Below are 17,332 nucleotides of genomic sequence, written 5' to 3'. Positions count from 1 at the left end.
GCCCCGTCGCCCCCGCCCCAGGCTCCTTGTGCTCCACGCCTCCAACCGCAGCACCTCCAACACCCTGGCCCTGTGGAGCCGCTGCCGGGAGCGGCTGGAAAAGGACTGCGACATCACGGAAATTGGCCTGCGGAACGGCACGCTGGAGGACTGTGCCGGGTGCCCCTACACCATGTGCCTCCACTACGGCGAGCAGGGCGGCTGCTTCTACGGCGGCGTCATGGTCCAGGAGGTCTACCCCGCCATCCGGGAGGCCGATGCAGTGGTGCTCCTCTGCCCCAACTACAACGACGCCCTGTCCGCCAACCTGACGGCGGCCATCAACCGCCTGACGGCCCTGTACCGCACCACGCCCTTCACCGACAAGGCGGTGTTTGCCGTCGTGGTGTCCGGCTACTCCGGCGGAGACATCGTGGCGCGGCAGGTGGTATCGGCCCTGAATATGAACAAGGGCTTCTGGCTGCCGCCGGAGTTCTGCCTGCTGGAGACCGCCAACGACGCGGGCACGGCGGTGACACTGCCGGGCATCGATGAGCGGCTAAATAGCTTTACAGAAAATATATTACGTCAACTAAAAGAGCCGTAAAACGCGCGGAGCAAGAATAAATTTCTGCTCCGCGCGTTCTGCTGCCAAGCAAGCGGCTCTTATGCCCGTTCATCCCGCTGTGGACCAACTCCGGGCTTGTATTTCGCTGCTCTCGACGATTTGCCCGCCGCTGGTATAACCTATCAGGTGGACGGTATTCCCGACATCCCACATGGATTCCATGTCCAGCTTCATCAGGATATACCGTTTTCCGCCCTTTTCAAAAATATCCTCCGTGGGGATGTTCCAGGCCTCCGTGTACCCTTCCTCTTCATGGTGCTTCACAGTGCGCTCCAGCGTCAGGCGCTGAATCGTGTCGTTGTCCACCCTGCCATAAAGCCAGCATACCCGCTTGTCTCCTTGGGAATGTATGTAGATGCCGCCATGAAGGGCAGCGCCGTCCCAGGTTTCCGCTTTGGCCCAGGCCCGGTCATACCACCCTATCAGGGGATGATACCCCGCCACGCAGAGCATCATAGCGTCGTCCCCATCCACCAGATAGTGGGCGGCGAACCGGGTGACAGGCAAAGAACCGTCGTAGAACCGCTCCACCACCTGCGGATGCTGGATGTCGATCAGGTCCGCCATCATGTACACCGCCTGAATGGGCAGGAAACGGTAGATACCGGTCACAGAGGCCAGTACCACCAGCGCCGCCAGCCATCCGCACCTCCGCAGGGCAATGCGTTTCCGGGTAGGGCTGTATGCTCGTCTATTCATAGGCCCTCCTCCCAGACCAGAGGCACCCGCGCCGTCTGCCGTGTACCGTACCGCTCGTTTACCGCCGTGATATAGGGATCGCCGTACAAGACCTCACCGCTCCAACTCCAGTAGGCGGCTCCGGCAGTGGAAGTACCGCCCGCACCGCCGTATATCTGCTCTCCACGGCAGTCCTCGAAAAACACGCCGCTGTCGGACACATAATGAATGGGATCTTTGTCATACAGACAGTAAAATACCGTGACCTCTGCTACCGCGGTATCGCCCTTTGCTTCGGTGGCCGTACTGAAAATATACAGTATATCAGAACCGATCTCCATACGGATGTCCACATCTTCCTCCATGTGGTCCACCCAAGCTGGGCAGGCAGATTTTGGCGCCAGTCGGGCCTGAAGATTCAAATACGGATGCCGCAGTCCCGGCAGAGAAATCCCTACCGCCAGACAGCACATCACCAATAAAACCGTAACGACCTTCATAAAGACCAGCCACCGCAGGGGATACTGCTTATCCAGTTCCCGCCCCACTTCCTCCGGGTCGCCCATGGCGGCCATGGCCCGCTCCTCCGCCAGTTTTTCATCATAGCCCAGCTCCAGCAGGTCGCAGATGTGGTCCTCGATATGTCCGTCCAGCTCCTCCCGGATGGCCGCCCGCTCGTCGGGCGTCACCCGCCGCAGGTTCGCCAGAACCTGCTCCACATATGTCCGCCTGTCCATCTCACGCCAGGTTCAGCCCCGCGCTGCTCCGCAGCACGGCGTTGACGGCACCGGAATAGGTCTCCCAGGCCTTCTCCTCCGTTTTCAGCGCCGCGCCGCCCTTCCGGGTCAGGTGGTAGTATTTCCGCACCCGGCCCGTGGGGGCCTCCTGCTGGTAGGCCTCCACATAGCCGTCCTTCTCCAGCCCGTGAAGAACGGGGTACAGCGTCCCCTCCTTCATCTCAAAGGTGTGGTTGGAACGGCGGCCCAGCTCCACGATCATCTGGTAGCCGTACATGTCCTCCCCCGCCAGCAGGGACAGCACCAGCAGCTTCGTGTGGTCAATGCTCTGCTTTTTCATAACAGCCTCCCGATACCTAGAATCTCTATGCTCAGTATACATAGGTATTCTAGGTATGTCAAGCAAAAAAAAGCCACGGGTCTCCCCGTGGCTTTTACAGTTTATTCGGTCAGTCCCAGCACCTGCTGTCCCCGCTGGTTCAGATGGGGCGCCAGCTCCTGATAGGAGAGGGTGAACACCTGAGCTCCCGCGGCGTAGGCCGCCAGCTCATAGGGCGAAAACGCCACCGTCATGCCAGCTTCATCAAAGGACACGGCGTAGCTGCTCCAGTCGGCGATGATGTCCTCATAATCCTCCCAGAACATCTCCCCCGGCGTCATATCCTGCTCCGACGCCCGGCAGCGGGCCTGGCAGATCAGCGTTTCCGTCACATGCTCCTGAAGGGCGGTGCCGTCGGACAGGGCCTTGGCATCGAAAAATTCCCCGGTGTCCAGGTCAAAATTCCAGCCCAGCAGGTATGTATTGGGATGGGCGCCGCCGGTGTAGCTGTAATAGGTGCCGGAAACGCTGACGATCTGCTCCGTCTGGTAGACGGTACAGTCCAGGTCCAGGGTGTAGGGGCCGACCCAGTCCAGCTCCCATTCCCGGCATTGCTCCAGGTGCTCCGCCGCGCCTTCCACGATCTCGCCGAACTCCTCGGCAGCGGCCCACTTGCCGAATTTTTCATTGAATACCGCCGCCGTCTCCAGGGCTTTTCGCTCTGTTTCCGTCTCCGGCTCCACCACTTCCGTGCCGTCCTCCCGGCACACGGACAGCACTGGCAGCGTAAAGGAATACTCCGCCAGGGGCGTTCCGGCCTCCGTCTGGGCAGCGTCCTCCCACACCCCGGTCTCCACCGTAAAATGCACGGGCGCCGGGACGGTCTGGACAGGCGGGGCAGGAGGCTCCGGCGCAGGGTCATTTTTCACATCCGTGACGGAAACTTTGGCACAGGCGGTCAGGATCAGCGCCATCAGCAGGGCCAGCAGCTTTGTCATGGGTCGTGCCTCCTTTCAGGCGGGGGTCATACGATCACAGGGCCTTCTCTCCACACGCTGCCTCCCACGGCAGCGGACAGGTCGGGATACGCCAGGGCATACAGGTCCGCGGCCCGGGCCTCCAGTTCAAACAGCTCCCGGGCCTCCGCGCCCAGACGCCGCACATCAGCGGGCTTGGTCAGAACAGGCACCGCCGCCGTTTTCCGCATCCGGGCCAGCAGCTCCCGGCCCATGGCGTTGGCCGCCAGCACCCGCAGGTACGGCACTTCTTTGGGGAATGCGGCGGGGGCCAGCCCCAGATAGGCCCACAGCACCATCCGGCGCAGGCGGGCGTAGGCGTACCGCTTCGTCTTGGCTTTTTCCAGAATTTCCGCAACGCCGGCGGCGGTGCGGCTGGCGTCGTACAGGCGGTTGCAAAGGCCCTCCCGCCCCTCGTCCAGGGCGGCGAAGTCTTCTTCCGTCATAGACCGCAGGCGGGCGAGAACCGCCCGCTCGCAGGTCTCCTGAAACACCGGGGCACGCCCGGCGGCTTCTTCTTCCTCATAGGCCCGCCTCATGGCCGGGGCCATGCGCGCAAGCGCCGTCTCCCGCTCGCCCGCCCGCAGCAGGGCACGGATGGCGGAGGCCGAGGCAATGGGGCCGTCCGCATCCTTCTCGTCGTGGGCGGCGCCCACCCGGGGCACCGTCAGCGGCTGGACATCGCTGCCCCGCCGCAGCAGGCTCTTGCAGTATTCGATGCCCAAAATATTGTTGGGGCTTTCCAGTAAGGCGGCTTTCTCCGGCCCTAAAATCTGCTCAACGGCCTTCTGGCGGCAGGCGGCATAGGGCCGGCCCGTGGTCAGCCCCCGCCGCAGCGCCTCCTGAAACGCGTCGGAAAGCAGGCACTCCGCTATTTCCCGCAGCGCGTCCGCGTCGCCGCACTCGCTGCCGAAGGCGATATGGCTGACCAGGCCCGCATCCAGCAGCACCTGAACGCCGCCGTCGGCGAACCGCTCCGCCGAAGCCACCGCCCAGGGCAGGGGGATCTCCAGCACCAGGTCCGCGCCGCTTTGAACGGCGGCCTTTGCCCGAGCCCGGCGGCCCACCACGGCGAAATCGCCCCGCTGGACGAAATCGCCGCTCATGGCGCAGATGACGGCGGTGTCCGTCCCCAGCAGGCGGCGGATCTCCTCCAAAAGATGGACATGGCCCATATGCATAGGGCTATATTCTATTATTACACCCGCAGTCTGCACAAAATCCACCTCGAATTGATGACAAAAAAGTGACATTTCGGTAAAAATGGAGGTTGTAACCTGGAGAAACTCTGTTATAATGAATATCATGTAGGATTCCGCCCAGACGCGGAATAATTCTATTATTTTATTTTACATGATTTTTGGGAAAGCCGCAAGGTTTTCCCCACAAGAAGAGGAGACGGTAAACATGAATATTCTGGTCATCAATGCTGGCAGCTCTTCCCTGAAATATCAGCTGCTGAATCCCGAGACCGGCGACCTGCTGGCCAAGGGCCTGTGCGAGCGCATCGGCATCGACGGCAAGTTCACCTACAAGCCCCAGGTGGAGGGCAAGAAGGTGCTGGACGCCATCGACGTTGCCATGCCCACCCATTCCGAGGCAATCCAGGCCGTGCTGAACGCTCTGGTGGACGCTGAGAACGGCGTCATCGGCTCCATGAAGGAGATCGACGCTGTGGGCCACCGCGTGGTGCACGGCGGCGAGGCCTTCAACAAGTCCGTCCTCATCACCGACGAGGTGATGAAGGCCATCGAGGACTGCATCCCCCTGGCCCCTCTCCACAACCCCGCCAACCTGACCGGCATCCGCGCCTGCCAGCAGGTCATGCCCGGCGTGCCCATGGTGGCCGTGTTCGACACCGCTTTCCATCAGACCATGCCCGCCAAGGCCTATATGTATGCCCTGCCCTATGAGTATTACGAGAACGACAAGGTCCGCCGCTACGGTTTCCACGGCACCTCCCACAAGTATGTGGCCGGCCGCGCCGCCGCCATGCTGGGCAAGAAGCCCGAGGAGCTGAAGCTAATCTCCTGCCACCTGGGCAACGGCTCCTCCGTCACCGCCGTGGACGGCGGCAAGAGCGTGGATACCTCCATGGGCTTCACCCCCCTGGCCGGCCTGCCCATGGGCACCCGTTCCGGTGACCTGGACGCCGGTATCCTGCAGTATGTGATGAACAAGTACAACATGAACATCGACGAGATGCTGAACGTGCTGAACAAGAAGTCCGGCGTGCAGGGCGTGTCCGGCGTCTCCTCCGACTTCCGCGATCTGGAGAATGCCCACAAGGAGGGCAACGAGCGCGCTGGTCTGGCCGTCGACATGTTCAACTACGGCGTGAAGAAGCTCATCGGCGCTTATGCCGCCGCCATGGGCGGCGTGGACGCCATCATCTTCACCGCCGGCGTGGGTGAGAACTCCGCCAACCAGCGTCTGGCCATCGCCAGCGGCCTGGAGTTCATGGGCGTGAAGATGGACGCCGAGGCCAACAACGTCCGGGGCAAGGAGACCGTCATCTCCGCCGCCGACTCCAAGGTCAAGGTCCTGCTGATCCCCACCAACGAGGAGCTCATGATCGCCATGGACACCGCCGCCATCGTCAAGGGCTGAGCCGTTTCTTCATACGAACACAGTCCTGCTCCTCGGGGCCCCACAGCGTGGGGCAGCGCTTGCGCTGTACAAGCGTTTTGCTCTTGAGCAAAACCTTGGCGGAGGGCGGATTCACTTCGCCCGAGCATTGGAATCCTACGGGGTCCCCGCGGGGCCTGCCCCGTGGGGAGGCTCATGATCGCCATGGACACCGCCGCCATCGTCAAGGGCTAATATCCGGTTATGCAGAAAGGTCCTCTCTGACCCCAGAGAGGGCCTTTCTTTATCACGTTCACAGGAGGACACGCCATGCAGCTCAACACCCTGTCCATGGTCCACGAATTTCTGAAACAGCACGTCGCCCCCGGTGCCTTCTGCATCGACGCCACCGCCGGAAAGGGCCGGGACACCGCCCTGCTGTGCCGCCTGGCGGGAGAGGGCGGCCGTGTGCTGGCTTTCGACATCCAGCCGGAGGCCATCGCCCAGACCAGGGCCCTGCTGTCAGCCGAGAGGCTCACCGCCGACGTCATTCTGGACAGCCACGCCAACATGGAACAATACGCCGCCCCTGAAACCGTGGACTGCGTGGTATTCAACTTCGGCCGTCTCCCCGGCGGGGACCCGGCGGTTTTCACCCGGGCGGAGACCTCCGTGGAGGCCATCGGCGCGGGAGCGCGCTTGTTAAAGCCCGGCGGCGTCATGTCCATCGCCCTCTACTACGGCAAAGAGAACGGCTGCGGGGAGCGGGACGCCGTTCTGTCATATCTGAAAACGCTGGATGACCGCCGCTTCTCCGTCCTCTGCTGCGATTGGGCCAACCGCCGGAACGACCCGCCCATGCCCATTTTCATCTGGAAGGAGCGGTGACCGTTGCCCCGGCAGGCCGTTTGTGCTATACTGTTTCCAGTTTTGAGGCAGGAGGTATACAGCCATGAAAAGCGTCAAGCCGGGCCGGGGGCCGTCGGCCATGGGAGCCATGGGCTCTGTCATCGCCGTCATTTTCGGCATCTTCTGGACCATCGCCGCCGCGTCTATGGGCGCGCCGGGCATCTTTCCGCTGTTTGGCGTGCTGTTCGTCATTCTGGGCATCGTCCAGGCGGTGTACAATTTCAAAAACGCCACCGGGAAAAACCGCTATTCCTCCTTCGACATCGTGGAGGACGGCGAGGAACCGGACCCCCTTGACCGGCGGTTCGGTGACACGGCCCCAAACGCCCCGCAGCCTGACAGCGGAGATTTCCGCTTCTGCCCCTACTGCGGCGCGAAGTTGGGCGCGGAATTTGAATTTTGCGGAAAATGCGGCAAAAAACTGCCGGATATTCCATAAACAAGGAGCCTTTATGAAGATCGGATTACAATTTGCCATGCCCGCGGAGCTCCACGCGCTGCCGGGTGCCAAGGACCTCGCCCCCTTTGAAACGGTTTCCGGCGTTCCCTTTTTCGAGGTCGCGCCGAATATTCTGGCCTGCGCGGGCGGCGTCAGCAAGGTGAACGCCGCCATGTCCGCCGAAATTTTCTGTCTGAAATACGGCGTGGACCTCATTCTGAACGCAGGCGTGGCGGGCTGCCTCATGGACCTGCCCACCGGAAGCCTGGTGGTGGCGTCGGAGTTCGTCCAGCACGACGTGGACACCACCGCCGTCGGCGACCCCATCGGCCTCGTCTCCACCGTCAACCGGGTGGACTTCCCCACCTGGGCGCCGGACAAGTGCGTGGAGCTGCTGAAAACCTTAGGCTTCTCCGCCGTCACCGGCCGGGTGGCCACCGGCGACTGGTTCGCCGTCAAGGGCGACCGGGCCGTCTTCATCCGGGACACCTTCTCCCCCCTGCTGGTGGAGATGGAGGGCTGCGCCATCGCCCAGGTGTGCCTGCGGAACAACGTGAAATTCGCCGCCCTGAAATCCGTGTCCGACCACCTGTTTTCCGACAACCAGGCGGCGGAGTACTTCGATTTCGGACAGGCGCTGGAAAACCTGGGCAAGGTCGTCCTGCCCTTCGCCCTGGCACTGCAAAAGGAGGAACTTTGATATGGAACGCATCGCCAGCTTCACCGTGGACCACAACAAGCTGGTCCCCGGCCTGTATTACTCCCGCCGGGACGGCGACACCGTCACCTTTGACCTGCGGTTCAAGAAGCCCAACACCGGGGACCTGCTCTCCAACAGCGAGATGCACTCCGTGGAGCACCTGATCGCCACGCTGCTGCGGAACTCCGAGGACAAGGAGGCCGTCATCTACTTCGGCCCCATGGGCTGCCAGACGGGTTTTTACTTCCTGTTCGACAACCGCCTGCTGTCCCTGGAGGGCGCCATTGAGCTGCTGCAGGAGGTATTCACCGCCGCCGCGAACTTCGAGGGGGAAATGCCCGGAAAGAGCGCCGTCGAGTGCGGAAATTATGTCAACCTTGATGTGGACACCGGCAAGGCCGTCTGCAAATTCTATGCCGACTTGATCGCCGATTGGACCGTGGAAAAGCTGTCCTACGACTAATATCGCATTTTTCTTTGAAAAACCGTTGACAAACCGCAAATCCGTTGATATACTTGATAAGCCGCTTTGAATGGGTCTACAAGTGCGCCCTGGCGCCGCCCCCGACAGCGAGCCCGTAATGAAGGAGTTGAAACATACAATGAACGCAATCATCGTGACCGGCGGCAAGCAGTACAAGGTCGCTGAGGGCGACGTGGTCTACATCGAGAAGCTGGACCAGGAAGCCGGCGACACCGTCAAGTTCGACCAGGTCCTGGCCATCATCGACGGTGAGAAGGCCACCTTCGGCACCCCCGTTGTGGAGGGCGCTTCCGTGGAGGCCAAGATCGTCAAGAACGGCAAGGGCAAGAAGATCCGCATCTTCAAGTACAACGCCAAGAAGGGTTACCGCAAGCGTCAGGGCCATCGTCAGCCTTACACCAAGGTTGAGATCGCCAAGATCTCTGTCTGAGCATGACCACCATCACGTTCCGCATGGAGGGCGACCGGATCACCGGTTTTGACTCTCAGGGCCACAGCGGTTACGCCGAAGCGGGCGCGGACATCGTCTGCGCGGGCATCACCAGCGCCATCCGCCTGGTGGAGGCCACCGTCAACGACGTGCTGGGTCTGGCGGCATCCGTGAAGGTCCGGGAAAGCGACGCATCCATCTCGTTCCGTCTGCCCGGGGGGCTGGCTCCCACGGCGGAGAGCACCTGTCAGGCGTTGATGACGGGATTGATGGTCTACTTTGCCGAGCTCCACGACGAGTTCCCCGACAATATCGAGGTTTTGGAGGAAGAATAATTCCTCTCCATTCTAAATCTTTCAGAAAGGATGGTCCGTATCATGATTCGTATTGGTCTTCAGTTCTTCGCCCATAAGAAGGGCGGCGGCTCTACCAAGAACGGCCGTGACTCCGAGTCCAAGCGCCTTGGCCCCAAGCGCGCTGATGGTCAGTTCGTCAAGGCCGGCAACATTCTGGTTCGCCAGCGCGGCACCCGCATCCATCCCGGCAAGAACGTCGGTATCGGCACTGACGATACCCTGTTCGCCAAGGTGGACGGCACGCTCCGTTTCGAGCGCCTGGGCAAGGATCGCAAGCAGGCTTCTGTTTACGAGGCTGAGTAATCAGAACATGAAGAGCCCCGAACGCATCGTTCGGGGCTCTTTTTCAAGACCGGGCGTCCGCGTCCGAGGGCATGAGGACTTCGTGCCTTGGAACGCATACGCCGGGCATACTAATACTAGACTCCCATGAAAAGTAGACAAAGTCTGCTTTTCATAGCGCGTCAGCGCGTCGGAGTCTGCATGAGACGGCATCTGCGCTCTTTGCGCAGATGGGCGACGCTTTGAGCGGCGCCTTTCCAATAAAAAGTATCTGCTTTTTATTGGAAAATAGTATCAAGAAAAATCGGAGGTGTGTTTATGGCAACTTCTTTTGTTGATAAAGCCCGCATCACGGTCCGGGCCGGCAACGGCGGCAACGGCGTGGTGGCTTTCCACCGGGAAAAATACGTGGCCGCCGGCGGTCCTGACGGCGGCGACGGCGGCAAGGGCGGCTCCATCATTTTGCAGGTGGATGACAACCTGTCTACCCTGATGGACTTCCGCTATAAGCGCAAATACGTGGCCCCGAACGGCATGGACGGCCAGGGCGCCCGGAAATCCGGCAAGGACGGCGCGGACCTCATCATCCGGGTCCCCCGTGGTACCCTGGTCCGGGACGCCGAGTCGGGCGAGATCATCAAGGACATGAGCGACAAGGAGCCCTACGTCCTGTGTAAAGGCGGTCGGGGCGGCTGGGGCAACATGCACTTCGCCACCCCCACCCGGCAGGTGCCCCGCTTCGCCAAGGCGGGCCTGCCCGGTGAGAGCCACGACGTCATCCTGGAGCTGAAGCTGCTGGCGGACGTAGGCCTCATCGGTTTTCCCAACGTGGGCAAGTCCACCCTTTTGAGCGTGGTGTCCAAGGCCCAGCCCAAGATCGCCAACTACCACTTCACCACCCTGTTTCCCAACCTGGGCGTGGTATGGGTGGACGAGGGCGTCAGCTTCGTCATGGCCGACATCCCCGGCATCATCGAGGGCGCCAGCGAGGGCGCGGGCTTAGGCCACGACTTCCTGCGGCACATTGACCGCTGCCGCCTGCTGGTCCATGTGGTGGACGTCTCCGGCAGCGAGGGCCGGGACCCGGTTGCGGACTTTGACGCCATCAACGAGGAGCTGAAACAGTACAGCCCCGAGCTGGCGGAGCGGCCCCAGATCGTGGCCGCAAACAAAGTGGACATCTGCGAGGACCCCGAAAACCTGGAGCGGCTCCGCGCCCATGTGGAGTCCAAGGGCTACACCCTGCTGGAGATCTCCGCCGCGGCCCATCAGGGCACCCGAGAGTTGGTTGGCAAGGTGGCGGAAATGCTGTCCGTCCTGCCCCCCGTCACGGTGTATGAGCCGGAGTACGTCCCCAAGCCCCCGGTCATCGATACCTCCGCCCCCCTGGACATCCAGCGCGCCGACGACGGCACCTGGCTGGTGGAGGGTCCCTGGCTCCAGCGGCTCATGGGCAACGTCAACTTCAAGGACTACGAGAGCCGGATGTGGTTCGACAAGTCCCTGCGGGAATCCGGCCTCTACCAGCAGCTGGAGGAGCTGGGCATTCAGGACGGCGACACCGTCTCCATGTACGACTTCGAGTTCGAATACCAGAGATGAGCAAAAGGAGGACAGGCGATGCCTGTCCTCCTTTTGAGAAAATACCGGATTTTTTATCCGCTTTTTTGTGCATTGTGAGAAAATATTTTTTCCTCTCTTGACAATCCCGCAAAAGGAGAGTACACTTGCGCCAAGTTCAAAAGAACAAACCAATGACGCAGACGAGTAAGCATTGCGGGTTTTTCCAAGAGAGCCGCCGGTGGTGGGATGGCGGTAAAAACACCTTTGCCGAATGGACTGCGGAGGGCGGGCTGAACGGAGTTTTTTCTCAGTAAGTACCGACGGGCTTTTCCCCCGTTACCAAGGAAAGGCGTGTGATGGCACGTCGCCGAGCGGACGCGTAAGCGTCAATTTGGGTGGCACCGCAGAAGTTTGAAGACTTTTGTCCCAAAGGAACCTATTGGAAATGGGTCCTTGTGGAACAAAGGTCTTTTTTGTTTCCCCTGACCCGCAAGCATGAAAGGAGCAATCACCATGGCAGCCGAAAAGAACAACATCCCCTACAAAATCTATCTCTCCGAGGAGGAGATGCCGAAAGCCTGGTACAACGTCCGGGCGGATATGAAGACCAAGCCCGCGCCCCTGCTGAATCCCGGCACCGGAACCCCCATGGGCTTCGAGGACCTGCGCCCCGTGTTCTGCGATGAGCTCATCCGCCAGGAACTGGATAACGACACCGCTTTCATCCCCATTCCCCAGGAGATCCGGGACTTCTACAAGATGTACCGCCCCTCCCCCCTGGTGCGGGCCTACTGTCTGGAGGAAAAGCTCCAGACCCCGGCCAAAATCTACTACAAATTTGAGGGCAATAACACTTCCGGCTCCCACAAGCTGAACAGCGCCATCGCCCAGGCCTACTACGCCAAGCAGCAGGGGCTCAAGGGCGTCACCACCGAGACCGGCGCCGGACAGTGGGGCACCGCCCTCTCCATGGCCTGCGCCTACCTGGGCCTGGACTGCAAGGTCTACATGGTGAAAGTCAGCTACGAGCAGAAGCCCTTCCGCCGGGAGGTCATGCGGACCTACGGCGCCTCCGTCACCCCCTCTCCCTCCATGGAGACCAACATCGGCAAGGCCATTCTGAAAGAGCATCCCGGCACCACCGGCTCCCTGGGCTGCGCCATTTCCGAGGCCGTGGAGGTCGCCACCTCCACCCCCGGCTACCGCTACGTGCTGGGCAGCGTGCTGAACCAGGTGTTGCTGCACCAGAGTGTCATCGGCCTGGAGACCAAGGCGGCTCTCGATAAATACGGCGTGGTGCCCGACATCATCATCGGCTGCGCCGGCGGCGGCAGCAACCTGGGCGGCCTCATCTCCCCCTTCATGGGTGAGAAGCTCCGGGGCGAAAAGGACTACCGCATCATCGCCGTGGAGCCCGCCTCCTGCCCCAGCTTCACCCGGGGCAAGTTCGCCTACGACTTCTGCGACACCGGAAAGGTCTGCCCCCTGGCGAAGATGTACACCCTGGGCAGCGGCTTCATCCCCTCTCCCAACCACGCCGGCGGCCTGCGGTATCACGGCATGAGCAGCATCCTGAGCCAGCTCTACCACGACGGCTACATGGAGGCCACCAGCGTCGAGCAGACGAAGGTCTTTGAGGCGGCCGAGATGTTCGCCCGGGTGGAGGGCATCCTCCCCGCCCCAGAGTCCAGCCACGCCATCCGTGTCGCCATCGACGAGGCCATGAAGTGCAAGGAGACCGGCGAGGAGAAGACCATCGTCTTCGGTCTGACGGGCACCGGCTACTTCGACATGGTGGCCTACGAGAAGTTCCACAACGGCGAGATGACCGACTACATCCCCACCGACGAAGAGCTTGCAGCCAGCTTCGCAAGCCTCCCCAAGGTCCCCGGACAGGAATAATTCGTCAAAACAGCCCCCTGCGGCACCGCCGCAGGGGGCTGTTTTCCTATCAACGGAGCGTTGCTTGCGCTTTTCCGGGGCCGGGCTTACCATAAAAGCATCTACTTTCAGGAGGTGCTTTCCATGACCTTTACCCCCATCGACGCCGCGTCCTGGCCCCGGATGCAGACCTTTTACTACTTCTCACAGATGGCCCCCACCGGCTGGTCTCTGACGGTTGAACTGGACGTCACCGCCCTTCGTCAAACACTGAAAGGCCGAGGGCTGAAATTCTATCCCGCCTATCTGTGGCTGGTGACGAAAAACCTGAACGCGGACCCGGCCTTCCGGCTGGCGAAGCAGGGAGAGCAAATCGGCACCTACGACACCCTGACGCCCCTGTACGCCGTGTTCCACGAGGACGACAAGTCCTTTTCCATGATGTGGACGGAATTTGACCCGGATTTCTCCGCCTTTTACCGCTCCTTCGCGGAAAATCAGGCCCGGTACGGCACGGGCCACGGTTTTCTCTCCCAGCCGGAGACCCCGCCGCCCGCCAACGCCTACACCGTCTCCTGCGTCCCCTGGGTGTCCTTTCAGCACTTCGCCGTCCACAGCTACGGCCTGAAGGACTACTTCTTCCCCTCGGTGGAGGCGGGAAAGTTCGTGCTCCGGGACGGCAGATGCTTCCTGCCCCTCTCCCTGACCTGCCACCACGCCGCCACCGATGGCTACCATGTGAGTAAATTCCTGGAGCGGCTTCAGGCGGATATGGACGACTTCTCCCGCTTTCTGCCGAAATAGAAGAACACGCCGGCGCACAGCAAAATCTGTACCACGGTAGAGGCCGGGGTGGACAGCCCCAGGTGGAACAAAGACCCCGGCGACACCCGGCTCATAAGGAACGCCACGGGGAGCCGGACGCCCAGCGCCCCCACGAAGCCCTGGACCATAACGAACACCGTCCGCCCGCAGCCGTTGAAATAGCCGATGAAGCAGAACAGGAAAGAGGTCAGCAGACAGTCGATGGCGTAGGCTTTCAGGTATTCCCAGACGGCGGCAATGACGGCGCCGTCCTCCGCGAACAGCCCCGCCAGCACGTCCCCGTGGAAGAAGGCCGCCCATCCCATGAGCAATCCTGCCGCGAAGGAGGACAGGATGCCGCACAGTAGCGCCCTCCGGGCCCGGTCCTCCCGGCCCGCGCCGATATTCTGGGCCACGAAAGCGGACATGGACTGCATATAGGCCGAGGGCACCAGCATGACAAAGGCGCACAGCTTCTCCGCCACGCCCACCCCGGCGGAGGCAATGGTGCCCATGGCGTTAGCGATGGCGATGATGGCGAGAAAGGACAGGCTCACCAGCAGGTCCTGAAGGGCCACCGGGCTTCCCAGCTTCAAAATTTTCCCGATGACGGCCTTGTCAAAGCGGATATCCGCTCTTGTCAGGGTAAAGGGCAGTTTCCGCCGCCGGATGATGAGCAGGGACAGCGCCACGCTGACCGCCTGGGCCGACACCGTGGCGATGGCGGCCCCCGCCACGCCCATGCCCCCTACCAGCAGCAGGTCCCCCGCAATGTTGCAGACACAGGCGATGGCCACCGTCAGCAGCGGCATTTTGGAATCTCCCAGGCCCCGGAAGATACTGCCTAAAATGTTGTAAGCCACGATGAACACCGCGCCTACGGAACAAATTCGGACGTATACCACCGTGCCGTCAAAGGCGTCCGCCGGGGCCTGCATCAGGGCAGACATCCCAGGCGCCGCCAGCAGCATGACGGCGGTCACCAGCAGCGCCACCGCCCCGAACAGGCAGATGCCGCTGCCCACGACCCGGCCGGCTTCCGCCGGCCTCCCCTCGCCGATTTTCTGGCCCAGCAGCACCGTCACGCCCATGGCGAGACCGGTGATGACGATGGTGATGGTCTGCATGATCTGGCTGCCGGTGGACACGGCGGAAATGTCCGCCGCCGTGCCGAATTTTCCCACGACCTGCAAGTCTACCGCGCCGTACATGGCCTGGAGCAGCAGCGCCAGCAGCACCGGCAGGGCAAAGCGCAGCAGGGACGACAAGATCGGCCCCCGCGTAAAATCGTGTTCCCGTTCCATATTTCCTCCTTATGCGGAGCAAGCAAAAAAGCCGGACAGGATACCGGGCGTCACCCGACATCTTATCCGGCTTTACAACTGCGTCCCTCCGATGAACGTCACTCAATCTAGCACAGTCAGGGCAGGTTGTCAAGCGGCGGCAGCTCACGCCTCTTTTTCTTTCTTTTTGACCAGCCGGCGTTTTCCGCTCCGCTTTTTCTCCGTCTCCTCCTGGATGCCCTCCAGCACCATCCGCAGGTTGCTCTTGAACAGGATGGCCAGGAATTCCCACAGGCCGTCCCGGGTCTCCTTGTCCAGGTCCTTCATGGCCTTGACCATGGCGCCCACCGCCTTGAAGCTGTCGTCCCGCAGGTCCGTCAGCGTCACGGCGCCGGAGGCCGTCAGCACGTCGAACAGGGCGCCCACAAAGGTCTCCCGCTGCTCCACCGACAGCCCGTGGACCCATCCCCGCAGCTCCTGGTCGCTGAAATGGGCCTGCTGGGTCACCTGGCGCAGGGTGATGAAGTGGTCCCCCAGCACCTGCCAGGAAAAGCCGTCGTGCTGCATAAAGCCCAGCTGGTTGCTGTCCACCACGGTGTAATCCTCCTCGTGCTCCAGCAGCATCCCCACCACCGAGGACTTGGGCACGATGGAGTAAATGCGGTCGGCGATGCGCCGGTGCTCCGGCAGGTCCAGCAGGTCCGTGTGGAAGCCGGGGCCGTCGTTGGACCAGACGGCGATCATGCGCTTCTGCACGCTCTCCGGGCAGAACACCCCGGCGTACACCGCCAGATTGCCGCCCTTGGAGTGGCCGCCCAGCCGCAGCTTCTTCCGGGGAAACTGCTTCGCCACGGCCTCGGTATACGCCACCGCCTTCTTCTGGGCGGGGACCTCCGGCATGCAGGCCAGCTCAAAATCCTCTTTCCAGCCCGCCAGGGTATCGTCGGTGCCCCGGAAGGAAAGGTACAGCGTCCTGTCTCCCGTCTCGATGGTGAGGGCCGCGAACTGCTCCCCCTTCCCCACGTCCAGATGGTCCACGAAGCAGTTCAGCTTCATGTCCCCGAACCGCCGGGAGTCCGCCATTTTCCGCAGCATATCCGGGATGGCGGCGGGCACCAGCACGCCCATGTCAATCTTCTCGCCCTCCGGGAACCGGGCAAAGAACCGCTCCGCCGCGTCCCGCAGCGCCACGCTCTCCCCCTCGCCGGGTCCGGGGACGATGTCCTTGAAATCCACAAAGGACAGCTCCGCCAAAATCAGATTGTCCACCTCGTTGAAGGGCGACTGCTCCAGGGTCAGGTCTCCCCGCCAATCCAGATAATCCAACAGATTCGCCATGAGTCATCCTCCTTTTTTGATGGCGCTATTATACCCAACAATTTCCCGTTTCACAAGAGCGCCGCCTGGAAATTCATAGTCATTTTACAGTTGCCTCTCTCATAAGATAGGACATCACGACCGAGAGGTGGACAACATGACAACTCTGACGAAAAATGAAGTGCTGCTGGAGGGCCTCCCCCTGGCGGCGCCGGAATGGTCCCACGAAAATCACGGCACCCATTTTTACCGCCTGTTCCTCCGGGTCCCCCGGCTGTCCGGCACGCCGGACACCCTGCCCATCCTGCTGTCGGAAGCCCTGACGGACTGGGTCACGCCGGAAGAACCCATCCGCATCCAGGGGCAGCTCCGCTCCTTCAACAACCGCAGCGGGGTGGGAAACAAGCTGGTGCTGACCGTCTACGCCCAGGACATCCAGCCGGGCCAGGGCAGCGCCTGCAACCAGATCACCCTCTCCGGCGCCCTGTGCAAGCCGCCCATCTTCCGCCGGACGCCCCTGGGCCGCAGCATCTGCGACCTGATGCTGGCGGTGTCCCGGCGCTACGGCCGGGCGGACTACCTGCCGGTCATCGCCTGGGGCCAGCTGGCGGTGCGCACCAGCCAGCTCCAGGTGGGCGACAGCATCGCGCTGGAGGGCCGTATCCAGAGCCGTACATACCACAAAGTCATCGACGACGGCTCCGTCCAGGACCGGACCGCCTACGAGGTGTCCATGATGCACCTGCTGTCCCCCGAATCATAGGAACCGCGTCCGGGAGCCTGCTTCGGCGGGCTCCCGCTTTTGTTCCCGCTTTGTAATCATTTGTTGTGAAAATGTAGAGACTTTCGGAATTTTTATGATATATTGAGGGCAGAAAGGAGTGCTGCCTTATGAAATGGTCCCGCCTGGCCGCTCCCCTGCTGGCCCTCATGCTGCTGGCAGGCTGCGGCAAAGCCCC

General features: G+C 61.8%; 20 protein-coding genes and 1 other annotated feature. Of the genes, 13 read left to right on the top strand and 7 right to left on the bottom strand.

What is annotated here, in order from left to right; genetic code table 11:
- A partial coding sequence (locus JQM68_RS12835; RefSeq protein ID WP_235223401.1) for an NAD(P)H-dependent oxidoreductase occupies nt 1-586 on the top strand: 586 nt, incomplete at its 5' end.
- A 69-nt stretch (nt 587-655) separates the two neighbouring features.
- Here the strand turns inward: JQM68_RS12835 and JQM68_RS12830 are convergent.
- The 5 genes from JQM68_RS12830 to JQM68_RS12810 form a co-directional block, all read right to left on the bottom strand.
- Nucleotides 656-1,306, bottom strand: coding sequence for a hypothetical protein (locus JQM68_RS12830; RefSeq protein ID WP_235223400.1), 651 nt, complete (start codon nt 1,304-1,306; stop codon nt 656-658).
- Nucleotides 1,303-2,004, bottom strand: coding sequence for a permease prefix domain 1-containing protein (locus JQM68_RS12825; RefSeq protein WP_235223399.1), 702 nt, complete (start codon nt 2,002-2,004; stop codon nt 1,303-1,305). The genes JQM68_RS12830 and JQM68_RS12825 overlap by 4 nt, the downstream gene beginning before the upstream one ends.
- Before the next feature lie 19 nt (nt 2,005-2,023).
- Nucleotides 2,024-2,362, bottom strand: a complete 339-nt coding sequence (locus JQM68_RS12820) for a PadR family transcriptional regulator (protein WP_235223398.1) — start codon at nt 2,360-2,362, stop codon at nt 2,024-2,026.
- A 101-nt stretch (nt 2,363-2,463) separates the two neighbouring features.
- Nucleotides 2,464-3,339 (bottom strand): DUF3298 and DUF4163 domain-containing protein, encoded by an 876-nt coding sequence (locus tag JQM68_RS12815; protein ID WP_235223397.1) that lies wholly within the window; start codon nt 3,337-3,339, stop codon nt 2,464-2,466.
- Between the two features lie 26 nt (nt 3,340-3,365).
- Complete coding sequence (locus JQM68_RS12810) at nt 3,366-4,610, bottom strand: tRNA(Met) cytidine acetate ligase (protein ID WP_268821522.1); 1,245 nt, start codon at nt 4,608-4,610, stop codon at nt 3,366-3,368.
- Between the two features lie 154 nt (nt 4,611-4,764).
- Here JQM68_RS12810 and JQM68_RS12805 point away from each other — a divergent pair, with 154 nt between their 5' ends.
- The 11 genes from JQM68_RS12805 (at nt 4,765) to JQM68_RS12755 (ending at nt 13,773) form a co-directional block, all read left to right on the top strand.
- Nucleotides 4,765-5,967 carry an acetate/propionate family kinase gene (locus JQM68_RS12805; protein WP_235223395.1) on the top strand — a complete coding sequence of 401 codons (1,203 nt, stop codon included), beginning with the start codon at nt 4,765-4,767 and terminating at the stop codon, nt 5,965-5,967.
- 288 nt (nt 5,968-6,255) lie between these two features.
- Nucleotides 6,256-6,813: a tRNA 5-(aminomethyl)-2-thiouridylate-methyltransferase MnmM gene (gene mnmM, locus JQM68_RS12800; protein WP_235223394.1), complete on the top strand. Its 558-nt coding sequence runs from the start codon at nt 6,256-6,258 to the stop codon at nt 6,811-6,813.
- A gap of 64 nt (nt 6,814-6,877) precedes the next feature.
- Entirely contained in the window at nt 6,878-7,273 is a 396-nt protein-coding gene (locus JQM68_RS12795) for a zinc ribbon domain-containing protein (RefSeq protein ID WP_235223393.1), read from the top strand.
- Nucleotides 7,274-7,286: 13 nt separating this feature from the next.
- Nucleotides 7,287-7,973, top strand: coding sequence for a 5'-methylthioadenosine/S-adenosylhomocysteine nucleosidase (locus tag JQM68_RS12790; protein WP_235223392.1), 687 nt, complete (start codon nt 7,287-7,289; stop codon nt 7,971-7,973).
- Between the two features lies 1 nt (nt 7,974).
- On the top strand, nt 7,975-8,436 hold the full coding sequence (locus JQM68_RS12785; RefSeq protein ID WP_235223391.1) for an S-ribosylhomocysteine lyase: 462 nt from the start codon (nt 7,975-7,977) through the stop codon (nt 8,434-8,436).
- A 139-nt stretch (nt 8,437-8,575) separates the two neighbouring features.
- Entirely contained in the window at nt 8,576-8,887 is a 312-nt protein-coding gene (gene rplU / locus JQM68_RS12780; protein ID WP_235223390.1) for a 50S ribosomal protein L21, read from the top strand.
- 2 nt (nt 8,888-8,889) lie between these two features.
- Nucleotides 8,890-9,222 (top strand): ribosomal-processing cysteine protease Prp, encoded by a 333-nt coding sequence (locus JQM68_RS12775; protein ID WP_235223389.1) that lies wholly within the window; start codon nt 8,890-8,892, stop codon nt 9,220-9,222.
- A gap of 42 nt (nt 9,223-9,264) precedes the next feature.
- Entirely contained in the window at nt 9,265-9,546 is a 282-nt protein-coding gene (gene rpmA, locus JQM68_RS12770; protein ID WP_235223388.1) for a 50S ribosomal protein L27, read from the top strand.
- 297 nt (nt 9,547-9,843) lie between these two features.
- On the top strand, nt 9,844-11,127 hold the full coding sequence (gene obgE, locus JQM68_RS12765; protein ID WP_235223387.1) for a GTPase ObgE: 1,284 nt from the start codon (nt 9,844-9,846) through the stop codon (nt 11,125-11,127).
- Nucleotides 11,128-11,270: 143 nt separating this feature from the next.
- Nucleotides 11,271-11,520 (top strand) — a binding site (T-box leader).
- 81 nt (nt 11,521-11,601) lie between these two features.
- Nucleotides 11,602-12,990, top strand: a complete 1,389-nt coding sequence (locus tag JQM68_RS12760; protein WP_235223386.1) for a TrpB-like pyridoxal phosphate-dependent enzyme — start codon at nt 11,602-11,604, stop codon at nt 12,988-12,990.
- 123 nt (nt 12,991-13,113) lie between these two features.
- On the top strand, nt 13,114-13,773 hold the full coding sequence (locus tag JQM68_RS12755; protein WP_235223385.1) for a CatA-like O-acetyltransferase: 660 nt from the start codon (nt 13,114-13,116) through the stop codon (nt 13,771-13,773).
- Here JQM68_RS12755 and JQM68_RS12750 read toward each other — a convergent pair.
- Nucleotides 13,731-15,077: an MATE family efflux transporter gene (locus tag JQM68_RS12750; protein WP_235223384.1), complete on the bottom strand. Its 1,347-nt coding sequence runs from the start codon at nt 15,075-15,077 to the stop codon at nt 13,731-13,733. The genes JQM68_RS12755 and JQM68_RS12750 overlap by 43 nt on opposite strands.
- 144 nt (nt 15,078-15,221) lie before the next feature.
- Complete coding sequence (locus tag JQM68_RS12745) at nt 15,222-16,394, bottom strand: DUF2974 domain-containing protein (RefSeq protein ID WP_235223383.1); 1,173 nt, start codon at nt 16,392-16,394, stop codon at nt 15,222-15,224.
- A 136-nt stretch (nt 16,395-16,530) separates the two neighbouring features.
- Here JQM68_RS12745 and JQM68_RS12740 point away from each other — a divergent pair, with 136 nt between their 5' ends.
- Nucleotides 16,531-17,136 carry a single-stranded DNA-binding protein gene (locus JQM68_RS12740; RefSeq protein WP_235223382.1) on the top strand — a complete coding sequence of 202 codons (606 nt, stop codon included), beginning with the start codon at nt 16,531-16,533 and terminating at the stop codon, nt 17,134-17,136.
- Nucleotides 17,137-17,332 lie beyond the last annotated feature (196 nt).

The organism is Oscillibacter valericigenes (assembly GCF_021531435.1).
GTDB lineage: Bacteria > Bacillota > Clostridia > Oscillospirales > Oscillospiraceae > Oscillibacter > Oscillibacter valericigenes_B.
The sequence above is the reverse complement of the archived record's forward strand: the minus strand, read 5'-3'. Positions and strand labels throughout refer to the sequence as shown.

Bases quoted from the DNA above. Each gene is read 5' to 3' on its own strand.
- JQM68_RS12805 (WP_235223395.1), top strand. From the start codon at position 4,765: ATGAATATTCTGGTCATCAATGCTGGCAGCTCTTCCCTGAAATATCAG.
- JQM68_RS12775 (WP_235223389.1), top strand. From the start codon at position 8,890: ATGACCACCATCACGTTCCGCATGGAGGGCGACCGGATCACCGGTTTT.
- obgE (WP_235223387.1), top strand. From the start codon at position 9,844: ATGGCAACTTCTTTTGTTGATAAAGCCCGCATCACGGTCCGGGCCGGC.
- JQM68_RS12750 (WP_235223384.1), bottom strand. From the start codon at position 15,077: ATGGAACGGGAACACGATTTTACGCGGGGGCCGATCTTGTCGTCCCTG.
- JQM68_RS12830 (WP_235223400.1), bottom strand. From the start codon at position 1,306: ATGAATAGACGAGCATACAGCCCTACCCGGAAACGCATTGCCCTGCGG.
- JQM68_RS12740 (WP_235223382.1), top strand. From the start codon at position 16,531: ATGACAACTCTGACGAAAAATGAAGTGCTGCTGGAGGGCCTCCCCCTG.
- JQM68_RS12820 (WP_235223398.1), bottom strand. From the start codon at position 2,362: ATGAAAAAGCAGAGCATTGACCACACGAAGCTGCTGGTGCTGTCCCTG.
- JQM68_RS12790 (WP_235223392.1), top strand. From the start codon at position 7,287: ATGAAGATCGGATTACAATTTGCCATGCCCGCGGAGCTCCACGCGCTG.
- JQM68_RS12795 (WP_235223393.1), top strand. From the start codon at position 6,878: ATGAAAAGCGTCAAGCCGGGCCGGGGGCCGTCGGCCATGGGAGCCATG.
- rplU (WP_235223390.1), top strand. From the start codon at position 8,576: ATGAACGCAATCATCGTGACCGGCGGCAAGCAGTACAAGGTCGCTGAG.
- JQM68_RS12785 (WP_235223391.1), top strand. From the start codon at position 7,975: ATGGAACGCATCGCCAGCTTCACCGTGGACCACAACAAGCTGGTCCCC.
- rpmA (WP_235223388.1), top strand. From the start codon at position 9,265: ATGATTCGTATTGGTCTTCAGTTCTTCGCCCATAAGAAGGGCGGCGGC.
- JQM68_RS12810 (WP_268821522.1), bottom strand. From the start codon at position 4,610: ATGTCACTTTTTTGTCATCAATTCGAGGTGGATTTTGTGCAGACTGCG.
- JQM68_RS12755 (WP_235223385.1), top strand. From the start codon at position 13,114: ATGACCTTTACCCCCATCGACGCCGCGTCCTGGCCCCGGATGCAGACC.
- mnmM (WP_235223394.1), top strand. From the start codon at position 6,256: ATGCAGCTCAACACCCTGTCCATGGTCCACGAATTTCTGAAACAGCAC.
- JQM68_RS12760 (WP_235223386.1), top strand. From the start codon at position 11,602: ATGGCAGCCGAAAAGAACAACATCCCCTACAAAATCTATCTCTCCGAG.
- JQM68_RS12745 (WP_235223383.1), bottom strand. From the start codon at position 16,394: ATGGCGAATCTGTTGGATTATCTGGATTGGCGGGGAGACCTGACCCTG.
- JQM68_RS12815 (WP_235223397.1), bottom strand. From the start codon at position 3,339: ATGACAAAGCTGCTGGCCCTGCTGATGGCGCTGATCCTGACCGCCTGT.